This is a genomic window from Mucilaginibacter terrae (genome assembly GCF_042679325.1).
Lineage (GTDB): Bacteria > Bacteroidota > Bacteroidia > Sphingobacteriales > Sphingobacteriaceae > Mucilaginibacter > Mucilaginibacter terrae.
The window spans coordinates 14,407-36,969 of sequence record NZ_JBHTMJ010000005.1 but is presented as its reverse complement, the minus strand read 5'-3'; the positions used below and the strand labels follow the sequence as shown (position 1 = coordinate 36,969).

General features: G+C 41.8%; 27 protein-coding genes. 21 read left to right on the top strand and 6 right to left on the bottom strand.

Going from position 1 to position 22,563, the window contains the following annotated elements; translation table 11 throughout:
* Positions 1 to 6: 6 nt before the first annotated feature.
* Positions 7 to 906, bottom strand: coding sequence for an ABC transporter ATP-binding protein (locus ACFQ3S_RS05695; protein WP_377162176.1), 900 nt, complete (start codon positions 904 to 906; stop codon positions 7 to 9).
* A complete protein-coding gene (locus tag ACFQ3S_RS05690) occupies positions 900 to 1,115 on the bottom strand; it encodes a hypothetical protein (protein WP_377162174.1) in 216 nt (71 codons plus the stop codon). Before ACFQ3S_RS05690 ends, ACFQ3S_RS05695 begins: the two co-directional genes overlap by 7 nt.
* Positions 1,116 to 1,316: 201 nt before the next feature.
* Between ACFQ3S_RS05690 and ACFQ3S_RS05685 the strand changes: the two genes are divergently transcribed.
* Complete coding sequence (locus ACFQ3S_RS05685) at positions 1,317 to 2,327, top strand: sensor histidine kinase (RefSeq protein WP_377162172.1); 1,011 nt, start codon at positions 1,317 to 1,319, stop codon at positions 2,325 to 2,327.
* Position 2,328: 1 nt separating this feature from the next.
* Positions 2,329 to 3,057, top strand: coding sequence for a LytR/AlgR family response regulator transcription factor (locus tag ACFQ3S_RS05680; protein WP_377162170.1), 729 nt, complete (start codon positions 2,329 to 2,331; stop codon positions 3,055 to 3,057).
* Between the two features lie 110 nt (positions 3,058 to 3,167).
* On the opposite strand, the gene ACFQ3S_RS05675 is transcribed toward ACFQ3S_RS05680, so the two are convergent.
* The 4 genes from ACFQ3S_RS05675 to metK all read right to left on the bottom strand — a co-directional run bounded on the left by ACFQ3S_RS05675 (position 3,168) and on the right by metK (position 6,996).
* Entirely contained in the window at positions 3,168 to 3,899 is a 732-nt protein-coding gene (locus tag ACFQ3S_RS05675) for a lysophospholipid acyltransferase family protein (RefSeq protein ID WP_377162168.1), read from the bottom strand.
* 99 nt (positions 3,900 to 3,998) lie between these two features.
* Entirely contained in the window at positions 3,999 to 4,562 is a 564-nt protein-coding gene (locus ACFQ3S_RS05670) for an NUDIX domain-containing protein (RefSeq protein ID WP_377162166.1), read from the bottom strand.
* 35 nt (positions 4,563 to 4,597) lie between these two features.
* A complete protein-coding gene (locus ACFQ3S_RS05665; protein ID WP_377162164.1) occupies positions 4,598 to 5,527 on the bottom strand; it encodes an EamA family transporter in 930 nt (309 codons plus the stop codon).
* A gap of 218 nt (positions 5,528 to 5,745) precedes the next feature.
* Complete coding sequence (metK, locus tag ACFQ3S_RS05660) at positions 5,746 to 6,996, bottom strand: methionine adenosyltransferase (protein ID WP_377162162.1); 1,251 nt, start codon at positions 6,994 to 6,996, stop codon at positions 5,746 to 5,748.
* 216 nt (positions 6,997 to 7,212) lie between these two features.
* On the opposite strand from metK, the gene ACFQ3S_RS05655 reads away from it, so the two are divergent.
* The 19 genes from ACFQ3S_RS05655 to nuoH all read left to right on the top strand — a co-directional run bounded on the left by ACFQ3S_RS05655 (position 7,213) and on the right by nuoH (position 22,561).
* Positions 7,213 to 8,100 carry a diacylglycerol/lipid kinase family protein gene (locus ACFQ3S_RS05655; RefSeq protein WP_377162160.1) on the top strand — a complete coding sequence of 296 codons (888 nt, stop codon included), beginning with the start codon at positions 7,213 to 7,215 and terminating at the stop codon, positions 8,098 to 8,100.
* Between the two features lie 3 nt (positions 8,101 to 8,103).
* Positions 8,104 to 8,448 carry a translation initiation factor gene (locus ACFQ3S_RS05650; protein ID WP_377162157.1) on the top strand — a complete coding sequence of 115 codons (345 nt, stop codon included), beginning with the start codon at positions 8,104 to 8,106 and terminating at the stop codon, positions 8,446 to 8,448.
* Positions 8,449 to 8,928: 480 nt separating this feature from the next.
* Positions 8,929 to 9,777: a MotA/TolQ/ExbB proton channel family protein gene (locus tag ACFQ3S_RS05645; RefSeq protein WP_377162154.1), complete on the top strand. Its 849-nt coding sequence runs from the start codon at positions 8,929 to 8,931 to the stop codon at positions 9,775 to 9,777.
* Between the two features lie 95 nt (positions 9,778 to 9,872).
* Entirely contained in the window at positions 9,873 to 10,487 is a 615-nt protein-coding gene (locus ACFQ3S_RS05640; RefSeq protein WP_377162151.1) for an ExbD/TolR family protein, read from the top strand.
* Positions 10,488 to 10,491: 4 nt separating this feature from the next.
* The gene (locus ACFQ3S_RS05635) at positions 10,492 to 11,031 is read left to right on the top strand and encodes an ExbD/TolR family protein (RefSeq protein ID WP_377162148.1); all 540 of its coding nucleotides are present in this window, start codon (positions 10,492 to 10,494) and stop codon (positions 11,029 to 11,031) included.
* Positions 11,032 to 11,065: 34 nt separating this feature from the next.
* On the top strand, positions 11,066 to 11,911 hold the full coding sequence (locus ACFQ3S_RS05630) for an energy transducer TonB (RefSeq protein ID WP_377162145.1): 846 nt from the start codon (positions 11,066 to 11,068) through the stop codon (positions 11,909 to 11,911).
* A gap of 228 nt (positions 11,912 to 12,139) precedes the next feature.
* Complete coding sequence (locus tag ACFQ3S_RS05625) at positions 12,140 to 13,066, top strand: PstS family phosphate ABC transporter substrate-binding protein (RefSeq protein WP_377162142.1); 927 nt, start codon at positions 12,140 to 12,142, stop codon at positions 13,064 to 13,066.
* A gap of 28 nt (positions 13,067 to 13,094) precedes the next feature.
* On the top strand, positions 13,095 to 14,801 hold the full coding sequence (locus tag ACFQ3S_RS05620) for a tetratricopeptide repeat protein (protein ID WP_377162139.1): 1,707 nt from the start codon (positions 13,095 to 13,097) through the stop codon (positions 14,799 to 14,801).
* A gap of 80 nt (positions 14,802 to 14,881) precedes the next feature.
* Positions 14,882 to 15,253 (top strand): NADH-quinone oxidoreductase subunit A, encoded by a 372-nt coding sequence (locus ACFQ3S_RS05615; RefSeq protein ID WP_377162136.1) that lies wholly within the window; start codon positions 14,882 to 14,884, stop codon positions 15,251 to 15,253.
* A gap of 114 nt (positions 15,254 to 15,367) precedes the next feature.
* The gene (locus tag ACFQ3S_RS05610) at positions 15,368 to 15,910 is read left to right on the top strand and encodes an NADH-quinone oxidoreductase subunit B (protein ID WP_377162133.1); all 543 of its coding nucleotides are present in this window, start codon (positions 15,368 to 15,370) and stop codon (positions 15,908 to 15,910) included.
* Complete coding sequence (locus tag ACFQ3S_RS05605) at positions 15,910 to 16,413, top strand: NADH-quinone oxidoreductase subunit C (protein ID WP_377162131.1); 504 nt, start codon at positions 15,910 to 15,912, stop codon at positions 16,411 to 16,413. The genes ACFQ3S_RS05610 and ACFQ3S_RS05605 overlap by 1 nt, the downstream gene beginning before the upstream one ends.
* Positions 16,414 to 16,416: 3 nt before the next feature.
* On the top strand, positions 16,417 to 17,643 hold the full coding sequence (locus tag ACFQ3S_RS05600) for an NADH-quinone oxidoreductase subunit D (protein ID WP_377162128.1): 1,227 nt from the start codon (positions 16,417 to 16,419) through the stop codon (positions 17,641 to 17,643).
* Positions 17,636 to 18,166 carry an NADH-quinone oxidoreductase subunit NuoE family protein gene (locus tag ACFQ3S_RS05595; RefSeq protein WP_377162125.1) on the top strand — a complete coding sequence of 177 codons (531 nt, stop codon included), beginning with the start codon at positions 17,636 to 17,638 and terminating at the stop codon, positions 18,164 to 18,166. The genes ACFQ3S_RS05600 and ACFQ3S_RS05595 overlap by 8 nt, the downstream gene beginning before the upstream one ends.
* 8 nt (positions 18,167 to 18,174) lie before the next feature.
* Positions 18,175 to 18,360, top strand: a complete 186-nt coding sequence (locus ACFQ3S_RS05590; protein ID WP_377162122.1) for a hypothetical protein — start codon at positions 18,175 to 18,177, stop codon at positions 18,358 to 18,360.
* A gap of 5 nt (positions 18,361 to 18,365) precedes the next feature.
* On the top strand, positions 18,366 to 19,721 hold the full coding sequence (gene nuoF, locus ACFQ3S_RS05585; RefSeq protein ID WP_377162119.1) for an NADH-quinone oxidoreductase subunit NuoF: 1,356 nt from the start codon (positions 18,366 to 18,368) through the stop codon (positions 19,719 to 19,721).
* Positions 19,722 to 19,791: 70 nt separating this feature from the next.
* Positions 19,792 to 20,100, top strand: coding sequence for a hypothetical protein (locus tag ACFQ3S_RS05580; RefSeq protein WP_377162116.1), 309 nt, complete (start codon positions 19,792 to 19,794; stop codon positions 20,098 to 20,100).
* A gap of 28 nt (positions 20,101 to 20,128) precedes the next feature.
* Entirely contained in the window at positions 20,129 to 20,524 is a 396-nt protein-coding gene (locus tag ACFQ3S_RS05575; RefSeq protein ID WP_377162113.1) for a gamma-glutamylcyclotransferase family protein, read from the top strand.
* Complete coding sequence (locus ACFQ3S_RS05570) at positions 20,517 to 21,518, top strand: 2Fe-2S iron-sulfur cluster-binding protein (protein WP_377162110.1); 1,002 nt, start codon at positions 20,517 to 20,519, stop codon at positions 21,516 to 21,518. Before ACFQ3S_RS05575 ends, ACFQ3S_RS05570 begins: the two co-directional genes overlap by 8 nt.
* Positions 21,518 to 22,561 carry an NADH-quinone oxidoreductase subunit NuoH gene (gene nuoH / locus ACFQ3S_RS05565; protein ID WP_377162107.1) on the top strand — a complete coding sequence of 348 codons (1,044 nt, stop codon included), beginning with the start codon at positions 21,518 to 21,520 and terminating at the stop codon, positions 22,559 to 22,561. The genes ACFQ3S_RS05570 and nuoH overlap by 1 nt, the downstream gene beginning before the upstream one ends.
* The last annotated feature ends 2 nt before the right edge of the window (positions 22,562 to 22,563 follow it).

Genomic DNA, 22,563 nt, shown 5'->3' with positions numbered 1-22,563 from the left:
CGTAGGTTAGGCTTGTTTGGTAATATTCAAAAACAGTTCTTCAAGGTCTTTTTGCATTTTACCAATGCTGTACACCTTATGCCCATTGTTATGCAAACTGGCATTAATAGCTGCCGTTACATCTTTCGATAGATAAGGAATGGTCAAAAATGTTTCGGTAACGTTAGTAACCTCGTGGCCGCTTCTCTTCAAAAAGTTAGCTGCATCCACCGTATTGTCTGTTTCAACCTGCACAACCGGCTGGCTAATGCTTTCCAGATCCTGAATACTACCCTGAAACATCATGGCGCCGTGGTTTATGATACCCACGTGCGTAGCCATACGCTCAATTTCGGCCAGTAAATGGCTGCTTACAAAAACGGTTTTGTTTTGCTCCTTAACCAGTTTCATTAACAACTCGCGGATCTCAATAATGCCGTTAGGATCTAAACCGTTGGTAGGTTCATCCAAAATGAGCAGTTTAGGATCTCCCAGCATGGCCAGGCCTATGCCCAGGCGCTGTTTCATCCCTAACGAATAATTGCCGGCTTTTTTATGTGATGCATCTTTTAAATGCACTAAGGCCAGCATATCATCGGCACGGCCAACCGGTACCTGCAATAAGCGCGCACGATTAATCAGATTTTCTTTACCGGTAAGATGTGTATATATAGCAGGCTGCTCAATAAGAGAACCTATTTGCGAAAGTATTTTTAAGCGGTTGCCCTTTAAATCCAAACCGAAAATGCGGATATTGCCCTCTTGCGTTTGCAACAGGTTGAGCAGTAACTTTATAGTGGTGGTTTTACCCGCGCCATTCGGACCCAAAAAGCCGAATATACTGCCTTCGGGTACCTGTAACGATAGTGATTTTACAACCGGTTGTTTGCCAAAGTAAAAGTTGAGATTCTCGGTTTGAATTACCATAGTCTCTCTTTTGAGATTGAGCAAACCATTTTAACTACTTGTACACCTTTTGAAAATAAAGAGGTGGTTTGTTCCATTGATGGCATGCTGCTGTTGTTGGCAAAATGCTCGGCTTGTTCAAACTGATAGCTTACACCTAATACCACTGCAAATAACACGGGTATTAATAATAAAATAAAAGGATTAATGTTAGCGGTTAACTTTTTCATTGCGACTGATTTGATGATACAAAGTAAAGTCAAAAAAATGTCACCAAAAACTTATTTAGACCAACTGGCTCCATTTATAGATGAACGGTTAATTAGCCCAACTAAATAGTTCATCGATTACAATGAGGGGTTCATCGGTAAAAACAGCAGGTGCATATAATATATGGCTAAATTTATAGGGTAAAAACTATATTAGGACCGATGAAAAGAAGCTGGCAAATATTTTGGCATTCGTTATTTTGGATAGGGACAACGTCTTTTTTTATGTACCTCGCGCATAACAACGCCAAAATAAAGATGGTCGATTTGCTGGTAACCTTTGTGGGTTATGGGATCATCAATATTGGCTTGTTTTACCTTAACTACCTTGTTTTTATCCCTAATTATCTAAACAGGAATAACTACAGGAAATATGGGTTGATCATCATAACGTCGATAATTGTCATTGGCTTTCTTAAATACGGTTTAGGGTGGGTATTTGAAGAACACATCCTAATTCATAATGGCAAAACCATCAGCTTCACTTCATATTTTATAAGTGCCTGTTTTACCAGTATCATATTTATACTATTGAGCTTACTATTGCATTTTACGGTCGATTGGTTTTTGAATGAACGCATCCAACGCGACCTGGAAAATCAGCGACTTACGGCGGAACTGGCCCTGTTGAAATCGCAGATCAATCCACATTTTTTGTTCAATTCACTCAATAGCATTTATTCACTGGCTTACCAACGTGCCGAAAATACGCCCGAGGCTATTCTGAAACTCTCCGAAATTATGCGTTACATGCTGTACGAGTGTAACGATAATAAGGTTGACCTGGCTAACGAGCTGCAATACCTGCAAAACTTTATCGATCTGCAAAAGATCCGTTTTGGGGATAACTCTTATGTGAAATTTGAAGTAGACGGTATTATTACCAATCAGCAAATAGTGCCACTTTTACTTATTTCATTTATCGAAAATGCGTTTAAACACGGTGTAGCTAATGACCCTAACGCGCCTATCCAGCTTAAAATTACGGTTGACGACGGCCACCTGCAGTTTTACATGCACAATAAAAAGCACCTGCATAACCGCGATGCTGCCGGGGGTATAGGTCTCAATAATGTAAAGCGACGTTTAAAATTGTTGTATCCTAACCACTATCATTTAAATATTAATGATACGGCCGATACCTATACTTGCGAATTATCATTAGTTTTATAACATGATCCGATGTTTGGTGGTTGATGATGAGCCTTTGGCTTTACACATTGTAGAAGACTACATTGCTAAAATACCGTTTTTGCAATTGGTTAAATCTACTACCAGTGCTATTGAGGCGCTTACCCTGGTACAGGACGGCGGCATCGACCTGGTTTTTTTAGATGTACAAATGCCCGAGCTAACAGGTATCCAGTTTCTGCGTATTTCCAACGGTAAGGCTAAGGTGATTTTGACCACTGCTTATCCCCAATACGCTTTACAGGGCTATGATTTGGATGCTATGGATTATTTGCTTAAACCCATTGCTTTTGATAGGTTTTATAAAGCTGCGCAAAAGGCACAGGCAACGCTGTTCCCGGTTAATAAACCTGCCGAAAAAGAAGAGACCCCACAGCCTCAATCAGATTTTAGCAACGACTTTATTTTTGTAAAAACGGAGCACAAAATTCAGAAGGTGTACCTCAAAGACATCTTATTTATAGAAGGCTTAAAAGATTATATTTCTATATTTACCCCGGCCGAGCGTATTATTACCCTGCAAAACATGAAAAAGGTGGAAGATGCCCTGCCCGAACGCCATTTCATCCGTGTACACCGGTCATATATTGTAGCCCTTAACAAGATAGACAGTATTGAACGCAGCCGAATTTCTATAGGCGATAAAGTGATCCCTATTGGCGACACTTACCGCGATGAATTTTTTAAGATGGTGGAGGAGAAGAATATTTAGTGGCAGGGGTTAGTTGCAGTAGCAGTAATGCCTGTGTAATGGATATTGCTGCTACACGGCCACTGCAACCACTAATCGCTGCTACTGCCACTCGCTACTGCTACTATTCACTAACCTGCTTTAAGCCTTATCAATTCCTCAACCTCTTTCACCAATTCATCTGCCGGACGACCGTTAGGCTCAACAGGTGGCAATACTTCAAAAGTGAGGTGCTCAAAAGGGCCAAGGGGGTATATGCCATGCTGCACCATTTTCCAGGCGTTATTAATGGCAATGGGTACCAGTAGGGCATGAGGGCACTTTTTGAGCAGGGTTGCCACTCCGGCCGACTGGAATGGTTTCAAATGCCCGTCTTTAGAACGGGTACCTTCGGGGAAGATCACGGTGGACCAGTTATTATCTTTCATACGGGTTGCCAGTTTGCTCAATTCCATAATGGCTTGCCGCGGATCTTTACGATCTATATTGGCACCGCCGCCTACTTTGAGGTTGTAAGAGATGGATAGAATGCCTTTGGTAAGTTCTACTTTAGAAATGAATTTAGCATGGTAACGGCGCAGGTAATAAATTAGCGGCGGTACATCGTACATACTCTGGTGGTTACAAATAAAAATGATTGGACGGTTTAACGGCAGGTTTTGCTTGTTAGTGAAACTTACCCGGTTACCCAGCAGGTAGTAAGTTTTAGTAAGGAAGAAGTTTAAAATATCAACCGATTTTTTGTGTGCGGCGTAGCCAAATATTTTGTAGCAAAACCATTGTATAGGCTGAAAAATAAGCAGTAATAACCCAAATGCAGGGTAATGAATGGCCGATAGTAGGTATCCTAAAAACTGTTTCATTTAACCGGCAAAGGTAATTATTTAGAGGTAAGAGCCAAGAAACAAGAGCCAAGATTTCACCCATTAATAGTCTTATTTCTTGGCTCTTACCTCTTGTCTCTAACTTATGCTTCCTTCTATTATCATCAGTTGTACACGTAGCACGGCGGCTACGGTCATGGAGTCGGTTATTTGGCTGTTGCATACCATGCGGTAAACTTCGCTGAATGGTACTTTTTTTACAACCAGTTGTTCGGTATCTTCCGGTTCGGCTTCAAACTGCTCCAATTCGCGGGCCAGGTAAATATAACCATATTCGTCGCTTACCGAATTGGAGAGGTGTATGCGGCAGAGTTCGGTCCATTGGCTGGCTTTAAGGCCAGTTTCTTCCAGTAATTCACGCTTGGCCGCATCCAGCGGATCTTCGTTTAAAGGGCCGCCACCCTCAGGAATTTCCCAACTGTACTGGTTAATGGTGAACCTAAACTGCCCTACCAGATAAGTATTCATGTCTACATCCAGCGGAATTACGCCGATGGCCCGGTTCTTAAAATGCACTTTGCCATAAATGCCGGGGTTGCCCGATGGATTGATCACCTCATGATGGATCAGGCTGATCCAGGTATTGGTATATACTTCTTTTTCGGAAACAACTTTCCAGGGGTTTGCTTCGGGGTTTTGCATAGGGTAAAATATATAAATTGAGATTCTTTTTACGGCTACCGTCTGCTGATGGCTTTCCTATACCCCGGCACATTCACCAGTAAAATGCCCACCAGTATTACGGATAAACCAATAAACTGGCCGCCATATAATTTCTCATCGGCTAAAGCCCAGCCTAAAAACACGGCTACCACAGGGTTAACATAAGTGTATGTGCTGATCAGCGCTGGTGCTACATGGCCTAACAACCAAATATAGGCCAGGTAGGCCACTAACGATCCAAACGTAATTAAAAAAGCTACACCCAGCCATGCCTGCATTGGTACATTTGCCAAGGAAAAACCTCGGTGTTCACCCGATATAAAAATAATAATGATACTGAAAAAGCTGGCGGCTAATAGTTGTACACTGCTATTCATGATCACACTGCTGCTGCCTTTACTGTTTTTAGTAATAAGCGATCCTATTACCCACAGCATAGCCCCAATTTGCACACCTATCATGGCTACAAGGTTCATAGATGATTCTTTTACCTCCTCGTGCCCAAGTTTCATAAACAAAAATATGCCCACAAAACCAACGAGTAAGCCCGAAATGATGTATTTATCGGAAAAGTAGTTGCGCCAGTTAGCTTTATCTAACACTAAAAACCACAAAGGCTGCGCTGCAATAAGCACCGCTACCTGCCCAGATGTAATGTATTGCTCGGCCCAGGCCACCATGCCGGTACCGCCAACCAGCATCAGTATTCCACTAACCGATTGCCTGCTCAGTAATTTTAATTCGGGCAAGCTTTCACCTTTAATTTTGCAGTAAGCCAGCATTGCCACACCCGCAACTATATATCGTAACGCCACCAGTATAAACGGGGGGAAACCGGTTAAGCCAAAACGCACAGCCAGGTAAGTAGATCCCCAAATAAAGTAAACAGCAAAAAATGCCAGTATGATCAGTAGCCGGGAGGGCGGGGTGGAGGAGGTGGTCATTTTTGTGATGGGGAGGAAAGATTTAACAAGTATTTCAAATGAAAACTATGGCATTGCGTAGCAACTACACGCGTTTAGATATGCAGACGTGCGGTTGCCACATCGCTATCGCTCCTCGCAATGATATGAAGTAAATATTTAACAATTTTAATAAAAATAAAAATGGCGCCCCGATGTTTATCGGGGCGCCCATACAATAAACATTATAGTATCAATGATTACAAGCCAAAAGCCTGCTTTACTTTTTCTACATAATCCAGTTTTTCCCAGGTAAACAATTCCACTTCCTTAGTTACTTCACGGCCTTCGGGGCTTACAAAGGTTTTAGTTAAAACCTGGCTTGGTTTACCAAAATGACCATAAGCCGCTGTTTCGCTGTAAATAGGGTTGCGCAGTTTAAAGCGGGTTTCAATAGCGTACGGACGCATATCAAACAGTTCTTCTACTTTTCGAGCAATATCGCCATCGTTGAGGCCAATTTTTGCAGTACCATAGGTATTTACGTAAATACCCATAGGTTGTGCTACACCAATAGCGTACGATACCTGCACCAATACTTCGTTACAAACACCGGCAGCCACCAGGTTTTTGGCAATATGGCGGGTAGCATAAGCAGCCGAACGGTCAACCTTAGATGGGTCTTTACCCGAAAACGCACCACCACCGTGGGCACCTTTACCACCATAAGTGTCTACAATAATTTTACGGCCGGTTAAACCGGTATCGCCATGCGGGCCACCTATCACAAATTTACCGGTTGGGTTAATATGGTAGGTGATATCATCATTAAAAAAGTGCGCATATTTAGGGTAACGGGCCTTCACACGCGGAATGAGAAAACCGATTATATCTTCACGGATTTTGGCCAGCATAACCTCGTCTTCATCAAAATCATCATGCTGGGTCGATATTACAATGGCATCTATACGTTGCGGCTGATTGTCATCGCTGTATTCCAGCGTAACCTGCGATTTTGCATCCGGGCGCAAATACTTAATGTCGGTGCATTCGCGACGTACGGCTGCCAGTTCAATTAACAGGGCATGAGCAATATCTAATGCCAGGGGCATATAGTTGTCGGTTTCAACGGTGGCGTAGCCAAACATCATGCCCTGGTCGCCTGCTCCCTGCTCTTCGCGGTCCTGTTTATCAACACCCTGGTTAATATCGGGCGATTGCTCATGAATGGCCGAAAGTACACCGCATGAACTGCCATCAAACATATACTCACCTTTAGTGTAACCAATGCGGTTAATTACATCGCGGGCAATTTTTTGTACATCAAGGTAAGCTTTCGATTTTACTTCACCTGCCAGTATAACCTGGCCGGTGGTTACCAGCGTTTCGCAGGCTACTTTCGAGTCGGCATCAAAGGCTAAAAAGTTATCTATTAGTGCATCCGATATCTGATCGGCTACTTTATCGGGATGTCCTTCTGAAACGGACTCTGAAGTAAATAAATAGGGCATAATATTTCCTGTCGATTTTTTTAAAATTTTGAGAAAGGTACCGTTTTGAAAGGAATGCAGTAAAAAAGAAATAGCGGGTTTAGCACTTTTTTACGTGGTTGCAATCCGGGCTGCACCGGGCAGCTTTATCAAATCAGTCCACTTTCAGTGGCAAAAGTAAAACAATTTTACAAAAGCCGAAAATAGGGTTACTTTTGATGCCGAAAATAAACATACTTGAAGAGGAAAGTCTTATTTGTAATTAACCCGGTTGCGGGCGGTAAATCGAAAGATCATGTACCCCAACTGATACAACAGCACCTTAACAAGGAGGCCATTGATGCCACTATTGTGTTTACCGAAGAACCCGGTCATGCGCACTGGCTGGCTAAAGACGCCAATAAAACCTACGAATCTATTATAGCTGTTGGCGGCGATGGTACGGTGAACGAAGTGGCATCGGCGGTGGTAGGTACCAAAGCAGCTTTAGGGATTCTGCCTTTTGGATCTGGTAACGGCTTGTCGCGTTTTTTGAGCATACCCATGGATACGGCGCGGGCTATCCAGAATATTAACAAAAATCATGTAGAGCTGATTGATGCCGGGCAAATGAACGGACAATGGTTCTTTAATATGGCCGGTATGGGTTTCGATGCGCACATAAGCCAGGTATTTGCCAGGCAAACCACCCGTGGATTCATCACGTATTTTAAGGCTGCCCTGCAGGAGATTGTTAGCTATAAAGCGCAAAGTTATCACCTGGAGATCGACGGGCTGACTTATGACCGTGATGCCTTTATGCTCAGCTTTGCCAATTCTTCGCAGTACGGTAATAACGCACACGTATCGCCCAAGGCATCGGTGCAGGATGGTTTGCTGGATGTATGCGTAATTAAACCTTTCCCGCTATACCGTTTTCCCGAAATGGGCTTCAGGATGTTCACCAAAACAGCCGATACCTCGCGCTTTGTAGAAATTATACGGGGTAAGGACATCAAAGTGACCAGAAAAACCGCGGGTCCCGCTCACATAGACGGCGAGCCGCAAACCCTGGAAGCATCTACCAACGTCAATATCGTGCCCTTATCGTTAAGAGTCATTGTTGGATCTCAATACAGCCGTTAAGCCATGTCAAAAAAAAACAAGAACAGTACCGGAGGGGTAATGTATTCTACCAACCCCGATTTTGAATACATCAACGAAACCAACGAGGGTGCGGAAACACCGCAACCCCGGCAGCAAAACCTTAAAATATATTTAGACCGCAAGGGAGGGGGTAAAATAGTTACCCGCATAACCGGGTTTGCCGGTGCCGAAGCCGATCTGGAAGCATTGGGCAAGCATCTTAAAACCAAATGCGGTGTTGGTGGTTCTGTAAAAGATTACGAAATACTTATTCAGGGCGATTTTCGCGACAAAATAGTAGCACTTTTATTGGCCGATGGTTATAAAGCTAAAAAAGCAGGAGGATAATAGTGAATCATGTTGCCTTTTCTTTAAATTTCATTACATATCCTTACTAACATCTCATTAAATCGTATCTTAGGCGTAGGTTATTTATAATAATAAAAACAATTTGTGTAAATAACACTTAATTTACTGTTGTAAACGTTTTAAAACACACGTTTAAAATTAATTAAGCGTGGTTTTTTATACCATGCCAAATTTCTTATATCAGTTTAGTTACATATATTTAATGCATAAGGCTTGTAATTATTAAAAAAAATGGTTTTCATTGCAAAATATTGTTCGCAAGAACATAATATATGTTAGCGTTTACGTTATGTAATGGATTGGAAATTATTACATTCATAAAAGTCTGACATTAAATAATTGTAAAGAATAACATTTTGACTAACTTTATGTACTTATAATTATAAATTTGTTATTCGTTAAACACGCATATTTAATTAACTAAATAGTACAAACAAAACTAAAACTAAATTTAAAGTAATGGCAACCGCACCATCAAAACCAACTACTCCTGTTAAAACCGAAAGCTCAGGTAACTCAGGCGCTTTCGCTTCTTTAGTTATTCCTATCTGTTTCGCAATTGCTGTATGTATATTCATATTTGTTTTAGGCGATCCAAGTCACTATAAAGGTGGTGATGTTGAAAAAGGTGCTCCTACAGATTACTTCGGTACTGTACACAAAGGCGGACCAATTGTACCGGTATTAATGAGCATGCTCATGATGGTGGTTGTTTTCTCTATCGAGCGTTTTGTTGTTATTGGCAAAGCTTCCGGTACAGGTAACGTTGATGCTTTTGTTAGAAAGATCAACGCTTTCTTAAACCAGGGCAACATCGATGCTGCAAGTTCAGAGTGCGATAAACAAAAAGGTTCTGTAGCTAACGTTATTAAATCGGGTTTGAAAAAATACCGCGAAATGGAGTTAGAGCCAAACCTGGATGTTGATCAGAAAACTTTAGCTATCCAAAAAGATATTGAAGAAGCTACCGCATTGGAAATGCCAATGTTAGAGCAAAACTTAACCATTATTGCTACTTTGGTATCAGTAGGTACGTTAATGGGTTTGTTGGGTACGGTAACAGGTATGATCAAGGCCTTCCAGTCATTAGGAGAAGGTGGTGCATCAAGTTCATCTGAGTTAGCAAACGGTATTTCCGAAGCGTTAATTAACACCGCTATCGGTATCAGTACTTCGGCCTTATCAATTATCATGTACAACTTGTTTACTTCAAAAATTGATAAGTTAACATATGCAATTGATGAAACCGGTTTCAGTATTGTGCAAACATTTGCTGCATCACACAAAAATAAAGAAAGAGGATACTAATATTTGGTTTTGATATATGCTGCTCCGTTGTATTAGTATAACGGAGCAGTTGATAATTAACCAATTGTAGTATTGATTTTCATAAGATAAAGAAAATGCCCAGAATAAAAGTTCCAAGAAAAAGTACGGCAATTGATATGACCGCTATGTGCGACGTAGCGTTCCTATTGCTTACCTTCTTTATATTAACGGCCAAACCAAAGGTTGAAGATCCGGTTACAGTTGATATGCCTAAGTCATCAATTGAGCAAACTTTACCTGAAACCGGTGTGGCTATTTTAACAGTTGGTAATAAAAAAGTTTTTTTAACCATTGATGGTGAAGAAGCCCGCAAGCAAACCTTATTGCAGGTAGGTAAAATTTACAATATCGGCTTTACGCCAAGTGAGGTTAAAAAATTTACAGCGTTAGATAATTTGGGTGTGCCAATTCAGCAGCTTAAACAGTTTTTAACCTTAGATCCTGAGCAACGTAAAAGTTTTGCAGCATCTGCTAACGGAGGTATTCCAACAGATTCGGTAAGTAATGAATTATATAACTGGATTCATGAAGCCCGTGTGGTTACTAAAAATTTAAACAATAAGGAATTGCTTTTTTCTATTAAAGGAGATAGCAACGAAGAGTACCCAACCATGCAGCGTATAATTGCCATACTGCAAAAACAAAAAGTAAATAAATTTAGTTTAATTACCTCATTAAGACCAAAATAGTAAAATGGCAGAATTAGATACCTCCGGCGGGGGTGGCAAAAAAGGTGGGAAGGTAAGAAGTAAGAAACAATCTACACGCGTTGATTTAACGGCAATGGTGGATCTGGCTTTCTTGCTGGTAACCTTCTTTATGCTAACTACTACCCTTAATAAACCAAAGGCTATGGATTTAGCCATGCCGGATAAAGATGAAGTTACAAAAGAGCAACTGCCTGTAAAAGCATCTCAAACCATGACCGTACTTTTGGGTAAGGGTAATAAGTTGGAGTGGTTTATAGGCGTACCGGGAGAATCGTTAACCCCACCCGCAACCGAAAATTACGGTAAGGACGGTATCCGTAAAGTGTTTATTGAGCAAGCTGCTAAAGTTAAACAAGCAACCGGAAAAGATATTTTGGTATTAGTTAAACCCAGCGAAAAATCAGTTTATAAAAACGTGATTGATGTTTTGGACGAATTAAACATTACCGGTATTAGAGCATACGCTATAGTAGATATTACTCCAGCGGAAATAGATCTTCTGAAAAGAGACGGTCTATTTTAAGAAGATCACTTGTTAAACATTAAAATTTAAAGCCATGGCTATATTAGGATCGAAATTAGACATTTTAAAACCCGAGTGGCTTGATGTTGTTTTTCATGATAGGAACAAAGCATACGGCGCATACCAACTGCGTAAAAACAATGCCCGTAATACCATAATTGCCTTGGCAGTTACCAGTGTAATATTTGTATTTGGGGTATCATTGCCAACTATCATCAACAAGATCAAAGGATTTATACCCGCTCCTAAAGAAGAAATTAAAATTCAGGAAGTGGTATTAACACCTCCGCCGCCCATCAACGAAAAAACACCACCACCGCCGCCGCCGCCAAGTGCCGAGCCGCAAAAGCCTAAAGTGGATCAGGTTAAATTTCCGCCACCGATAGTAAAACCCGATGAGCAGGTTCGTGAAAAAGACCCACCCACACAAGATGATCTTAAAGTGGCCGACCCAGGTCAGAAAGAGATTAAAGGTGATCCTACCCAATCTGTTCGTATAGATGAGCCGGTTGGTAATGCACCGGTTAGTGCAGCCGTTGTGGAATCGAACCCTAATGAAATATTTACATCGGTTGAGGTACTACCCGAATATCCTGGTGGTATCGAGCAGTTCTACAAATACCTTAACAAAGTATTGCGTTACCCTTCGGTAGCTCAAGAGAACGGTGTTCAGGGTCGTGTGAACGTAACGTTCGTGGTAGAGCGAGATGGTAGCTTAACCGATATTAAACCTGCCGGCCGTACTTTGGGTTCAGGTTTGGAAGAAGAAGCTATCCGTGTATTGAAATCTTCAAAAAAATGGAATCCAGGTAAGCAAAACGGTCGTGCTGTACGTGTACAGTACACGGTACCGGTTGTATTTACCTTAGCAGATCAATAAGAAATTAATGCTAAATAGAGATTTTGATAAACAGAAATCGCCCAAAAGGCGGTTTTTGTTTATTTTAGGAGCAGCCCTATTTATTGGGATCACTATCCTCGGATTGCTTATTATGTTTTGGGATGCATTGCCCTTGCATTTAAGCGAAACCCAGAGATACACTTTTGGCGGATTGTTTATTGTATATGGCATACTGCGCTTTATCCGTATTATTAAAACAGATGAACCATGAATAATAGCTTAAAGATTATTATTGTGTGCATTATTGCATTGGTAGCTTTTGCAACCTGCGACGATCATAGGCCGGTAAGGCAGCTGGACAATACCGATACTGCAATATCGGGTACTGCTGCTTTTTTGGTTGATGAATCTTTTAAGCCTATTATGGATCAGGAGCATTATGTATTTAAATCGTTATATACCGATACCAAGCCGGTATTGATTTATAAAAGTGAAAATGAATTGCTGCGGATGTTGCTGAACGATAGTGTCAGAACAGCTATTATGTCGCGCGAATTAAAGCCGGACGAACTAATGGTATTAAAAAACCGGACATTATCGCCCGAGGTTACACGGTTCGCTTCAGATGCGGTTGCCATAATTGTAAACGCGCAGTCGGTTGATACCTTAATGACTGTAAATGAGGTAAAAGCATTGCTTAAAGGTACCGCCATGACTGAAAAAAATGTAGTTTTCGATAATCCTAATTCCAGTTTGGTAAGGTATTTGAAGGACTTGTCTGGTAATCAGGAGCTCAAACAAAAAAACGTTTACGCGCTTAATACCAACAAGGATGTAGTTACTTATGTAAGTAAACACCCTAATGCAGTTGGTATAGTTGGTTATAGCTGGTTAAATGAACCCGATGCCGATTATGCCGTGGCTGCAACTAAAGTAAAGATTGTTGGTGTCAGGGATGAGTCAAATAAGGAATATGCGAAGCAGTATTTTAAACCATCACAGGAAACACTGGCTCTAAAACAGTATCCATTAAGCCGGAGTTTGTATGTGATTAACAGCACAGGCAGGCCAAATGGATTAGCATCGGCCTTTGCCGACTTTTTGAAAAGCGAACGCGGACAAAGGATCATACTAAAATCGGGTTTATTACCGGCGGCTATACCGCCAAGGGAAATAAACATTGTTAAAAATTAATTAGATACTAAAACTATAAAATTAAGCCATGAAGAATTCGATCAATAAAATTGTGGGAACAGCAGCAGGGCTGGTATTTATAGGTTCATCAGTTTTTGCGCAGAGTCTTGCCGACGCCAAGAAAGCTATTGACGCCGAACAATATCAGAAAGCTAAGTCTATGCTTAAAAACCTGACTACCACTCAGGCTACTAAAGATGAAAATTTCTTTTACCTGGGTTGGGTTTATTTAGCACAGGAATATCCTGATTCGGCTAAAGCGGTTTTTACCAAAGGACTTGCCGCTAACCCTAAATCGGCATTAAATTATGCCGGTTTAGGTGCAGCAGCCCGTGTTAACAAAGATCAGGCTGGTGCCACTACCAACTTTAACCAGGCTATTACTTTAGCCGGTAAAGATTCAAAACCATACTTATATGTAGGTGAGGGCTACATGTTAGATCCCGCACCGGATGCTAATGCCGCTATAGGAATTTTAACTAAAGGAATCGCGGTTAATAATAAAGATCCTGAATTGTATATTGCCTTAGGTGATGCTTACCGTTCACAGTTAAAAAGTAACGAAGCCTATAAAGCCTATACCGAGGCACTTAACATTAACCCAAAATCGGCAACAGCTAAAGTAGCAACAGGTGTGTTATGGAGATTAGCTAATAACTGGGAAGATTCGGAAAAAGAGTTTAAAGATGCAATAGCTATTGACCCTAACTACGGTCCGGCTTACCGCGAGTGGGCTGAAACTGATGTACGCTGGGCTCAAAAAGTTCCAACCCAGGCATCGGCTAAAATTAATGAGGCTGTGGAACAATACCGCAAGTTTTTAAGCTTAACAGATATGTCGATAGAGTCTCGCTTGCGTTATGCCGACTTTTTATATCAGGCTGGTAAGTTTAAAGATCTACAAACCGAAGCTACAGCTATAGCACAATCTCCCAATGCTAACTTAAGGGCATACCGTTACATAGGTTATGCAGCTTTTGAAAATGGTGATGCAGCGACAGCCAACACGGCAATGAATACATGGATGAGTAAAGCTGATCCAAAACGTATAATTCCTTATGATTATTACTATTTAGGACGCATACAGCTTAAAGCTAAAGATACAACTGCAGCTCTTAAAACTCTTGAGAAAACTGTGCAGATGGACACAACGCAAGGTGATTTATATGCAGATATAGCTAAAATATACTATGCTAAACGCCAGTTTGAAAAAGCAGGTGATAATTATCAACAGTATGTGTCTAAATCAAATAAGGCTACACTTAATGATTATTTTTCTGAAGGATTTAGTTATTATTTTGCTTATGGTGATCAATTATCAAGTAAAGCAACACCAAAACCAGTTGCCGATACTATGCTGTTAGCTAAAGCTGATTCTGCATTTGCTCACATTCAAGCCAAAATAGCAACACCTAACACAACGGTTACGTTGTATCGTGCGCGTTTGTATGATTTAAAAGAGAAAGACCGCAATAATATACAAGGTTTTGCTAAGCCTTATTACGAAAAACTAATAACAGTAACTACAGCAAAACCAGCCCCGCTTGCTGATGCTGATAAGAAAAATTTAGCTGAAGCTTACGCTTACTTAGGAGCTTTTGCTGAGTATAAGGAAAAAGACCTGGCTAAGGCTACCGAGAACTATACAAAAGCTCGTGAAAACGATCCCACTAATAGCTCTGCTGCCAATTTCTTTTCAAGAAAAGCTAAAGGTGGTACAGGTAAAGGAAAATAACTAATAAGTTAAAACCAATAAAAAGGCTGCAGGTAACTGCGGCCTTTTTTATTATTCAACAAATCGGTTATATTTGCGGCATGGAATCACAAAGTTTACCCGTTAATTATCTGCCTATCATAATCCAGATGCTGGTTGCTGTAGGTTTTGTGGTAACCACTATGTTTTTTACCCACAGGTTGGGTCCTAAACGGCAAACAGCCGATAAGCTAACCCCATTTGAATCGGGGGTTGAAGTAGTAGGTAACGCCCGTACACCGGTATCTATTAAATATTTCCTGGTGGCTATTCTGTTTGTGCTATTTGATGTGGAGGTGATATTTATGTACCCGTGGGCGGTTAATTTTAAAGCGATGGGTACCGAAGGACTGATAGAAATGTTTATTTTTATGGCTACACTACTTTTAGGCTTCATTTACATAGTTAAAAAGGGTGCGCTCGACTGGAACTAAGCCAGTTTAGATTGTTTCTAAATACTTACTTGTATATATTACACTATACTACTTCACGTTAATTATAATAAATTTGTAGGTGTCCGTTTTGTACGGATTTAGCATTTATTATACATGAGTGATGTTCAAATTGTAAACGCCCCACCGGGTGTTGAAGGTTCAGGATTTTTTGCTACCTCGCTTGATAAAGCCATAGGTTTAGCGCGCTCACACTCGTTGTGGCCGCTGCCTTTTGCTACCTCGTGCTGCGGAATTGAATTTATGGCTACCATGGGTTCTAATTACGATTTATCACGTTTTGGTGCCGAACGTTTAAGTTTCTCACCCCGCCAAGCCGATCTGCTGATGGTAATGGGGACTATCTCCAAAAAAATGGCTCCGGTTTTAAGGCAGGTGTATTTACAAATGGCCGAGCCTCGTTGGGTGATGGCTGTTGGTGCCTGTGCATCAAGCGGTGGCATTTTTGATACCTATTCTGTTTTGCAGGGTATTGATGAAATTATTCCGGTTGATGTTTATGTGCCAGGTTGTCCTCCGCGTCCCGAAGGTATTATCGACGGTTTTATGAACATTCAGAAACTGGTACAAACCGAATCATTGCGCCGCAGGGATTCGCCCGAATACACAAAATTATTGGCTCAATACGGAATACAGTAATGGGTGTTTTAAACAACGAAATATTATTACAGCAACTTACCGGTAAGTTTGGAGAGCTGGTTAAAACAGTTGACCAGCCTTATGGATTGCTAACGATAGAAACCGATCGGGATTCGATAATTGATGTGCTGACCTACCTGAAACAGGACGCAGCATTGCAGTTTATTTACCTGACCGATATTACCGCCATACAATACCCCGAGCAGGAAAACCCTATAGGGGTTATTTATCACCTGCATAGCCTGGTGCACAATGTGCGTATAAGGGTTAAGGTATTTTTACCTGCCGGCGATGTACGTACCCCTACAGCCACCGTACTTTGGAACGGTGCCAACTGGATGGAGCGAGAAACGTATGACTTTTTTGGAGTTGACTTTGAAGGTCATCCCAACTTAGTACGCATTTTAAATGTGGATGATATGACGGTTTTCCCGATGCGGAAAGAGTACCCGTTAGAAGACCCTAACCGGGTTGATAAAAAAGATTTTTATTTTGGAAGATAACCTATGCAGAATTTTCCTTCGTTAAATACCAATACAGTTACGGATACCAACCTGCAAGGCGAGTTATCCACCCTTAACCTGGGTCCAACGCACCCGGCCACGCACGGCGTGTTCCAAAATGTGTTGCAAATTGATGGCGAGCGCATTGTTAGCGGCGTATCAACCATTGGTTACATTCACCGCGCGTTCGAAAAAATTGCTGAGCATCGTCCCTTCTACCAGATCACTCCCTTAACCGATAGGTTGAACTACTGCTCTGCCCCCATCAATAATATGGGCTGGCACATGACGGTAGAAAAACTGCTGAACATCCAGACTCCTAAAAGAGTGGATTACATGCGGGTAATCATTATGGAATTAGCCCGTATTGCCGATCATATTATATGTAACGGTGTATTGGGTGTTGATACAGGAGCCTTTACCGGTTTTCTGTACATGATGGAATATCGTGAGGAAATCTATGAAATTTATGAAGAAGTATGCGGTTCGCGCTTAACTACCAATGTGGGCAGGTTAGGTGGTTTCGAGCGTAACTTCAACGATATTGCCTTTGCCAAAATCCGTAAGTTTTTGGCGAACTTCCCCAAGGTTTTGCATGAATTTGAATCGCTATTTAACCGTAACCGTATTTTTATTGACCGTACCCGTGGTGTTGCCCCGGTAACCCAGGAAGCGGCTTTAGATTACAGCTGGAGCGGCCCTATATTGCGTGCTACCGGTGTAGATTATGATGTACGGGCCATGAACCCTTATTGCTCTTACGAGGATTTCGATTTTGAAGTTCCGGTAGGTACTACAGGCGATGTGTACGACCGCTTTTTGGTACGTAACGAAGAAATGAAACAAAGCATGCGCATGATACAGCAAGCTTTGGATATGATAGAAAAGGAAGACCCGAACATATTTCATGCCGATGTACCTGAGTTTTACCTGCCCCCAAAAGAGGAAGTGTATAACAATATGGAAGCCTTGATTTATCACTTTAAAATAGTGATGGGTGAAATACCTACCCCGGTAGGTGAGGTTTATCATGCGGTTGAAGGTGCAAACGGCGAATTGGGTTTTTACCTGGTTAACGATGGTGGCCGTTCGCCTTACCGCTTACATTTTCGCAGGCCAAGCTTTATCAATTACAGCATGTATGCCGATATGAGCCGTGGTATGCTGTTAAGTGATGCAATTATTAACATGAGCAGTTTAAACGTTATAGCCGGAGAGTTAGATGCTTAGAGTAGAAAATACCCCAGCGCAAACTACGGCAGCATTTTCGCCGGCTTTGCTGGCCGAAATGGCCGATATGGTAAGCCGTTACCCCGGGGATAAGCAAAAATCGGCATTGTTGCCTATTTTACATGCCGTACAGGCCGAACAAGGTTGGTTAAGTTCGGAGGCTATGGATAGGGTAGCCGAATACCTGAAGATAGAATCGATAGAGGTTTACGAGGTGGCTACCTTTTACACCATGTATTTTTTACGCCCGCAAGGCAAGTACGTATTGGAGGTTTGCCGTACAGGACCTTGCTGTTTAGTAGGTGCCGAAAAAATAATGGACTATATTGAGACAACGTTGGGCGTAAAAGAAGGTGATATTACCCCCGACGGCTTATTTAGCTGGCGTGGTGTAGAATGCCTGGCTGCCTGTGGTTTTGGCCCGGTACTGCAAATAGGCCCCGAATATACGTTTTATGAAAACTTGACGCCGCAGTCGGTAGATCAGTTGATTGGTGATTTAAGGATAAAAGCAAATAATTAATGATACCGATGATGAACTTAAATTATAAAATTTGGCTATGGGATGCAGCTTTCATTGTAGGTGTAGTCCTGTTTTCAGTTTTAAAAACATCATCAACTTACAACCTGATTATTGGTTTAATAACTGTTCAGGTTTTTATAAATTGTGTTAAAAATCATATTGCCGTTTATAAATTAACTGGCAAAGCATATTAGCTGTAATGGGACGCAAATTATTATTAGAACACATTAATGTTCCCGGTATTAGTACCTACGATGTTTATCGCTCTAAAGGTGGTTACGAATCGGTAGAGAAAGCCTTGAAAACCTTATCGCCCGAAGATGTGGTGGAAGAGGTTAAAAAATCGGGCTTGCGTGGCCGTGGTGGTGCAGGTTTTCCAACTGGTATGAAGTGGGGCTTTTTGGCTAAGCCCGAAGGTGTACCCCGTTACCTGGTTTGTAACGCCGACGAATCGGAACCCGGTACGTTTAAAGACCGTTATTTAATGACACACATCCCTCATTTGTTAATTGAGGGGATGATTATTGGCAGTTACGCCCTGGGTGCTAAAACATCTTACATATACGTACGCGGTGAAATGATGCCGCAGATCCGTATCCTGGAAAGAGCCATTGCTGAAGCCAAAGCAGCCGGTTTTTTAGGAAAAAATATTTTAGGTACAGGTTACGATTTGGAACTATACGTACAACCCGGTGGTGGTGCTTACATTTGCGGCGAAGAAACCGCGCTGATAGAATCGTTGGAAGGTAAACGTGGTAACCCGCGTATTAAGCCACCATTTCCGGCTATTGCAGGTTTGTATGGCTGCCCTACAGTGGTCAACAACGTGGAATCAATTGCGGCTACTGTGCCTATCATTCGTGATGGGGGAGATGAATATGCTAAATTAGGTATTGGTCGTAGTACCGGTACCAAACTGATTTCGGCCGGTGGTAATGTTGCTAAACCGGGTATTTACGAAATAGACCTCGGTTTACCGGTTGAAGAGTTTTTATATTCGGAGGAGTATTGCGGTGGCATAGCCAATGGCAAACGCCTTAAAGCAGTAGTGGCCGGTGGTTCATCGGTGCCTATTTTACCGGCAAACCTGATCCTCAAAACCATGAACGGTGAGCCTCGCTTAATGAGCTATGAATCTTTATCAGACGGTGGTTTTGCTACCGGTACCATGATGGGTTCGGGCGGTTTTATTGCTTTTGACGAAGACCAGTGCATTGTGCGAAATACCTGGAACTTTACCCGCTTTTATCACCACGAAAGTTGCGGACAATGTTCACCTTGCCGCGAAGGCACCGGCTGGATGGAAAAAGTATTGCATCGCTTAGAGCATGGCCATGGTAAACTGAGCGACATGGATTTGCTGGTAGATGTATCGAAAAAAATAGAAGGTAATACCATTTGTCCTTTAGGTGACGCTGCCGCATGGCCGGTAGCCAGTGCTATACGTCATTTTAGAGATGAATTTGAATGGCATGTAACCAATCCATCGGCAGCCACAGTAGGAAATTTCGGACTGGCGCATTATGCCGATCCGTTAGCTAAAGTTGAAGCATAAAATAATTAAATAGGTCTCATATACAATAAGTTACTATATTTATATCAGATTAATTAACTTATTAGAAATAATGGCAGAATTACACGACGTAGTTATCAAATTCAACTATAAAAGAGAAGATTTTGATTATTTAGATGAACTACAAGATCAGATTGAGCGAGTGGTTACCTATCATAAAGTAGGTGAATACGATAGTTACGAATTAGACGAAGACAACAACACGGCTATTTTCTTTTTAACCGCTTCAGATCCTGAAGTATTATTTAGAAATTTGAAACCGGTTTTACAGGATTCGCCGATTTTAAACGGGGCTTTAATAGATGTTCAAATGGGTATTGATGAGAATGGACATCCGGTAGTTAAGGAGTACCAGCTTTAAGAACTCCTTAACAAGGGAAGCATGGCAAATGGATTATATATTTGTATATGGAACCCTTTTAAAGCATTTTGAAAACGAGGTGTTGAAGCTTTTGCAATATAGCTTGCAGTTAAAAGTTGGAGGTTGTATAAAAGGAGAACTATACGATTTAGGACAATACCCCGGTTTTGTAGAAAAAGCCCACAACGGCCAAATGGTAAAAGGTGAAATTTACCACGTTTTGCAACCCGAAAAGGTGTTTGCCATATTGGATGAATACGAAGGAGAAGAATACAGCCGTAAAAAAAAATTGGTGCGGCTGGATACCCATAAAAACATCAGGTGCTGGGTATATGTTTACCGGCAAAAGCCAGGCCCTGGGCATAAAAAGATAATAAGCGGCGATTACCTCGCTTATATTAGAAATAAGGTTAATAATGGTTAAAGTAACTATTGACGGAATTAGTATTGATGTTGAGCCAAACACAACCATCTTAAATGCGGCGCGGCAAATAGGGGGCGATATTGTGCCTCCCGCTATGTGCTATTACTCTAAGTTGGAAGGCAGCGGTGGTAAATGCCGCACATGTTTGGTAAAGGTGAGTAAAGGTTCGGAAAAGGACCCACGCCCTATGCCTAAATTAATAGCCTCGTGCCGTACCACCGTAATGGATGGTATGGAAGTGCAGAATATTACCTCGCCCGAAGTAGTTGAAGCACGTAGAGGCGTGGTAGAGATGTTGCTGATCAACCACCCGTTGGATTGCCCGGTTTGCGACCAGGCCGGTGAATGTCATTTGCAGGATCTGGGCTTTGAACATGGAGCCTCTAAAACCCGTTATGAGTTTGACCGACGTACTTTTGAAAAAATAGACATCGGCGATAAGATCCAGCTACACATGACGCGCTGTATTTTATGCTACCGTTGTGTTTACACCGCCGATCAAATTACCCAGCAACGTGTACATGGTGTGTTGAACCGCGGCGATCACTCTGAAATTTCTACCTATATTCAAAAAGCGGTAGATAACGATTTTTCGGGAAATGTGATAGATGTTTGCCCGGTAGGGGCTTTAACCGACAGAACGTTCCGTTTTAAAAACCGTGTATGGTTTACCAAGCCGGTTGATGCTCATCGTGATTGCGAACATGAAAAATGTAATGGCAAGGTAACCCTATGGTATAAAGGCGAAGACGTAATTCGTGTAACCGCCCGTAAAGACCAATATGGTGAGGTGGAGGAATTTATTTGTAATACCTGCCGTTTTGATAAAAAGAAAACTGCCGACTGGGTAATTGAAGGTCCGCGCAAAATTTCGCACCAATCGGTCATCAGTTCTAATCATTACGATACACTGATGCCTTTACCGGTAGTGAAAAAGAACCTAATATTGCAGGAAGCCAATAAAACACAATTTGAACGGGAGACAAGACTGTAATGGAAACTGCTGATCTGATAATAAAACTGGTACTGGTAGTCATCATATTTGGCATTAGCCTGGTGGTGGCTATGTACTCTACCTATGCCGAACGCAAAGTTGCCGCATTTTTGCAGGATAGGGTAGGTCCTAACCGTGCAGGCCCTTTCGGTATTTTTCAACCCCTGGCCGATGGTGCCAAAATGTTCATGAAAGAGGAGATTATCCCTACAAAAGCCAGCGGCTTTTTGTTCATAGTTGGTCCTTCGCTTGCTATTATGACGGCCTGTATTGGCTCCGCGGTTATTCCATGGGGACAACAGATCGTGATCGGTTCCCGCACCATCGATTTGCAGGTGACCGATATTAACGTAGGAATACTGTACATATTTGGTGTAGTATCATTAGGTGTATATGGCATTATGATAGGGGGTTGGGCATCAAACAACAAATACTCTTTGTTAGGTGCTATCCGTGCTGCATCGCAAAACATCAGTTACGAAATTTCGATGGGGCTATCCATCATTGCCCTGTTGATGTTGACCGGTACTTTAAGTTTAAAGGAAATTGCCGAACAACAGCACGGCTGGCACTGGAATGTGCTTTACCAGCCGCTGGGCTTCTTAATATTCATCGTTTGTGCCTTTGCCGAAACCAACCGTAGTCCGTTTGATTTACCGGAGTGCGAAACGGAGCTGGTGGGTGGTTATCACACCGAGTACTCATCCATGAAACTGGGTTTTTACCTGTTTGCCGAGTATATTAACATGTTTGTATCATCGGCAGTAATGGCTACCCTGTATTTTGGTGGTTATAACTATCCGGGTATGGATTATATGGCAACTATATTAGGCCCTACCTGGGCACCTATTTTAGGTGTGGTAGTCATGTTCGCTAAGATATTTGCCTTTATATTCTTTTTTATGTGGGTACGCTGGACTATCCCGCGTTTCCGTTACGATCAGCTGATGCACCTGGGCTGGAAAACGTTAATACCGTTGGCTATTGGCAACATTGTATTAACCGGTGTAGTTTATACTGTTTACAAAACCTATTTTGCTTAAAC

Excerpts from the sequence above, each read along its gene's own strand:
- metK (WP_377162162.1), bottom strand. The coding sequence starts at position 6,996 with ATGCCCTATTTATTTACTTCAGAGTCCGTTTCAGAAGGACATCCCGAT.
- ACFQ3S_RS05570 (WP_377162110.1), top strand. The coding sequence starts at position 20,517 with ATGGTTAAAGTAACTATTGACGGAATTAGTATTGATGTTGAGCCAAAC.
- ACFQ3S_RS05690 (WP_377162174.1), bottom strand. The coding sequence starts at position 1,115 with ATGAAAAAGTTAACCGCTAACATTAATCCTTTTATTTTATTATTAATA.
- ACFQ3S_RS05685 (WP_377162172.1), top strand. The coding sequence starts at position 1,317 with ATGAAAAGAAGCTGGCAAATATTTTGGCATTCGTTATTTTGGATAGGG.
- ACFQ3S_RS05605 (WP_377162131.1), top strand. The coding sequence starts at position 15,910 with ATGGGTGTTTTAAACAACGAAATATTATTACAGCAACTTACCGGTAAG.
- ACFQ3S_RS05625 (WP_377162142.1), top strand. The coding sequence starts at position 12,140 with ATGAATAATAGCTTAAAGATTATTATTGTGTGCATTATTGCATTGGTA.
- ACFQ3S_RS05695 (WP_377162176.1), bottom strand. The coding sequence starts at position 906 with ATGGTAATTCAAACCGAGAATCTCAACTTTTACTTTGGCAAACAACCG.
- ACFQ3S_RS05635 (WP_377162148.1), top strand. The coding sequence starts at position 10,492 with ATGGCAGAATTAGATACCTCCGGCGGGGGTGGCAAAAAAGGTGGGAAG.
- ACFQ3S_RS05670 (WP_377162166.1), bottom strand. The coding sequence starts at position 4,562 with ATGCAAAACCCCGAAGCAAACCCCTGGAAAGTTGTTTCCGAAAAAGAA.
- nuoF (WP_377162119.1), top strand. The coding sequence starts at position 18,366 with ATGGGACGCAAATTATTATTAGAACACATTAATGTTCCCGGTATTAGT.
- ACFQ3S_RS05680 (WP_377162170.1), top strand. The coding sequence starts at position 2,329 with ATGATCCGATGTTTGGTGGTTGATGATGAGCCTTTGGCTTTACACATT.
- ACFQ3S_RS05675 (WP_377162168.1), bottom strand. The coding sequence starts at position 3,899 with ATGAAACAGTTTTTAGGATACCTACTATCGGCCATTCATTACCCTGCA.
- ACFQ3S_RS05575 (WP_377162113.1), top strand. The coding sequence starts at position 20,129 with ATGGATTATATATTTGTATATGGAACCCTTTTAAAGCATTTTGAAAAC.
- ACFQ3S_RS05665 (WP_377162164.1), bottom strand. The coding sequence starts at position 5,527 with ATGACCACCTCCTCCACCCCGCCCTCCCGGCTACTGATCATACTGGCA.
- ACFQ3S_RS05600 (WP_377162128.1), top strand. The coding sequence starts at position 16,417 with ATGCAGAATTTTCCTTCGTTAAATACCAATACAGTTACGGATACCAAC.
- ACFQ3S_RS05620 (WP_377162139.1), top strand. The coding sequence starts at position 13,095 with ATGAAGAATTCGATCAATAAAATTGTGGGAACAGCAGCAGGGCTGGTA.
- ACFQ3S_RS05610 (WP_377162133.1), top strand. The coding sequence starts at position 15,368 with ATGAGTGATGTTCAAATTGTAAACGCCCCACCGGGTGTTGAAGGTTCA.
- ACFQ3S_RS05595 (WP_377162125.1), top strand. The coding sequence starts at position 17,636 with ATGCTTAGAGTAGAAAATACCCCAGCGCAAACTACGGCAGCATTTTCG.
- nuoH (WP_377162107.1), top strand. The coding sequence starts at position 21,518 with ATGGAAACTGCTGATCTGATAATAAAACTGGTACTGGTAGTCATCATA.
- ACFQ3S_RS05650 (WP_377162157.1), top strand. The coding sequence starts at position 8,104 with ATGTCAAAAAAAAACAAGAACAGTACCGGAGGGGTAATGTATTCTACC.
- ACFQ3S_RS05580 (WP_377162116.1), top strand. The coding sequence starts at position 19,792 with ATGGCAGAATTACACGACGTAGTTATCAAATTCAACTATAAAAGAGAA.
- ACFQ3S_RS05630 (WP_377162145.1), top strand. The coding sequence starts at position 11,066 with ATGGCTATATTAGGATCGAAATTAGACATTTTAAAACCCGAGTGGCTT.
- ACFQ3S_RS05640 (WP_377162151.1), top strand. The coding sequence starts at position 9,873 with ATGCCCAGAATAAAAGTTCCAAGAAAAAGTACGGCAATTGATATGACC.
- ACFQ3S_RS05590 (WP_377162122.1), top strand. The coding sequence starts at position 18,175 with ATGATGAACTTAAATTATAAAATTTGGCTATGGGATGCAGCTTTCATT.
- ACFQ3S_RS05615 (WP_377162136.1), top strand. The coding sequence starts at position 14,882 with ATGGAATCACAAAGTTTACCCGTTAATTATCTGCCTATCATAATCCAG.
- ACFQ3S_RS05645 (WP_377162154.1), top strand. The coding sequence starts at position 8,929 with ATGGCAACCGCACCATCAAAACCAACTACTCCTGTTAAAACCGAAAGC.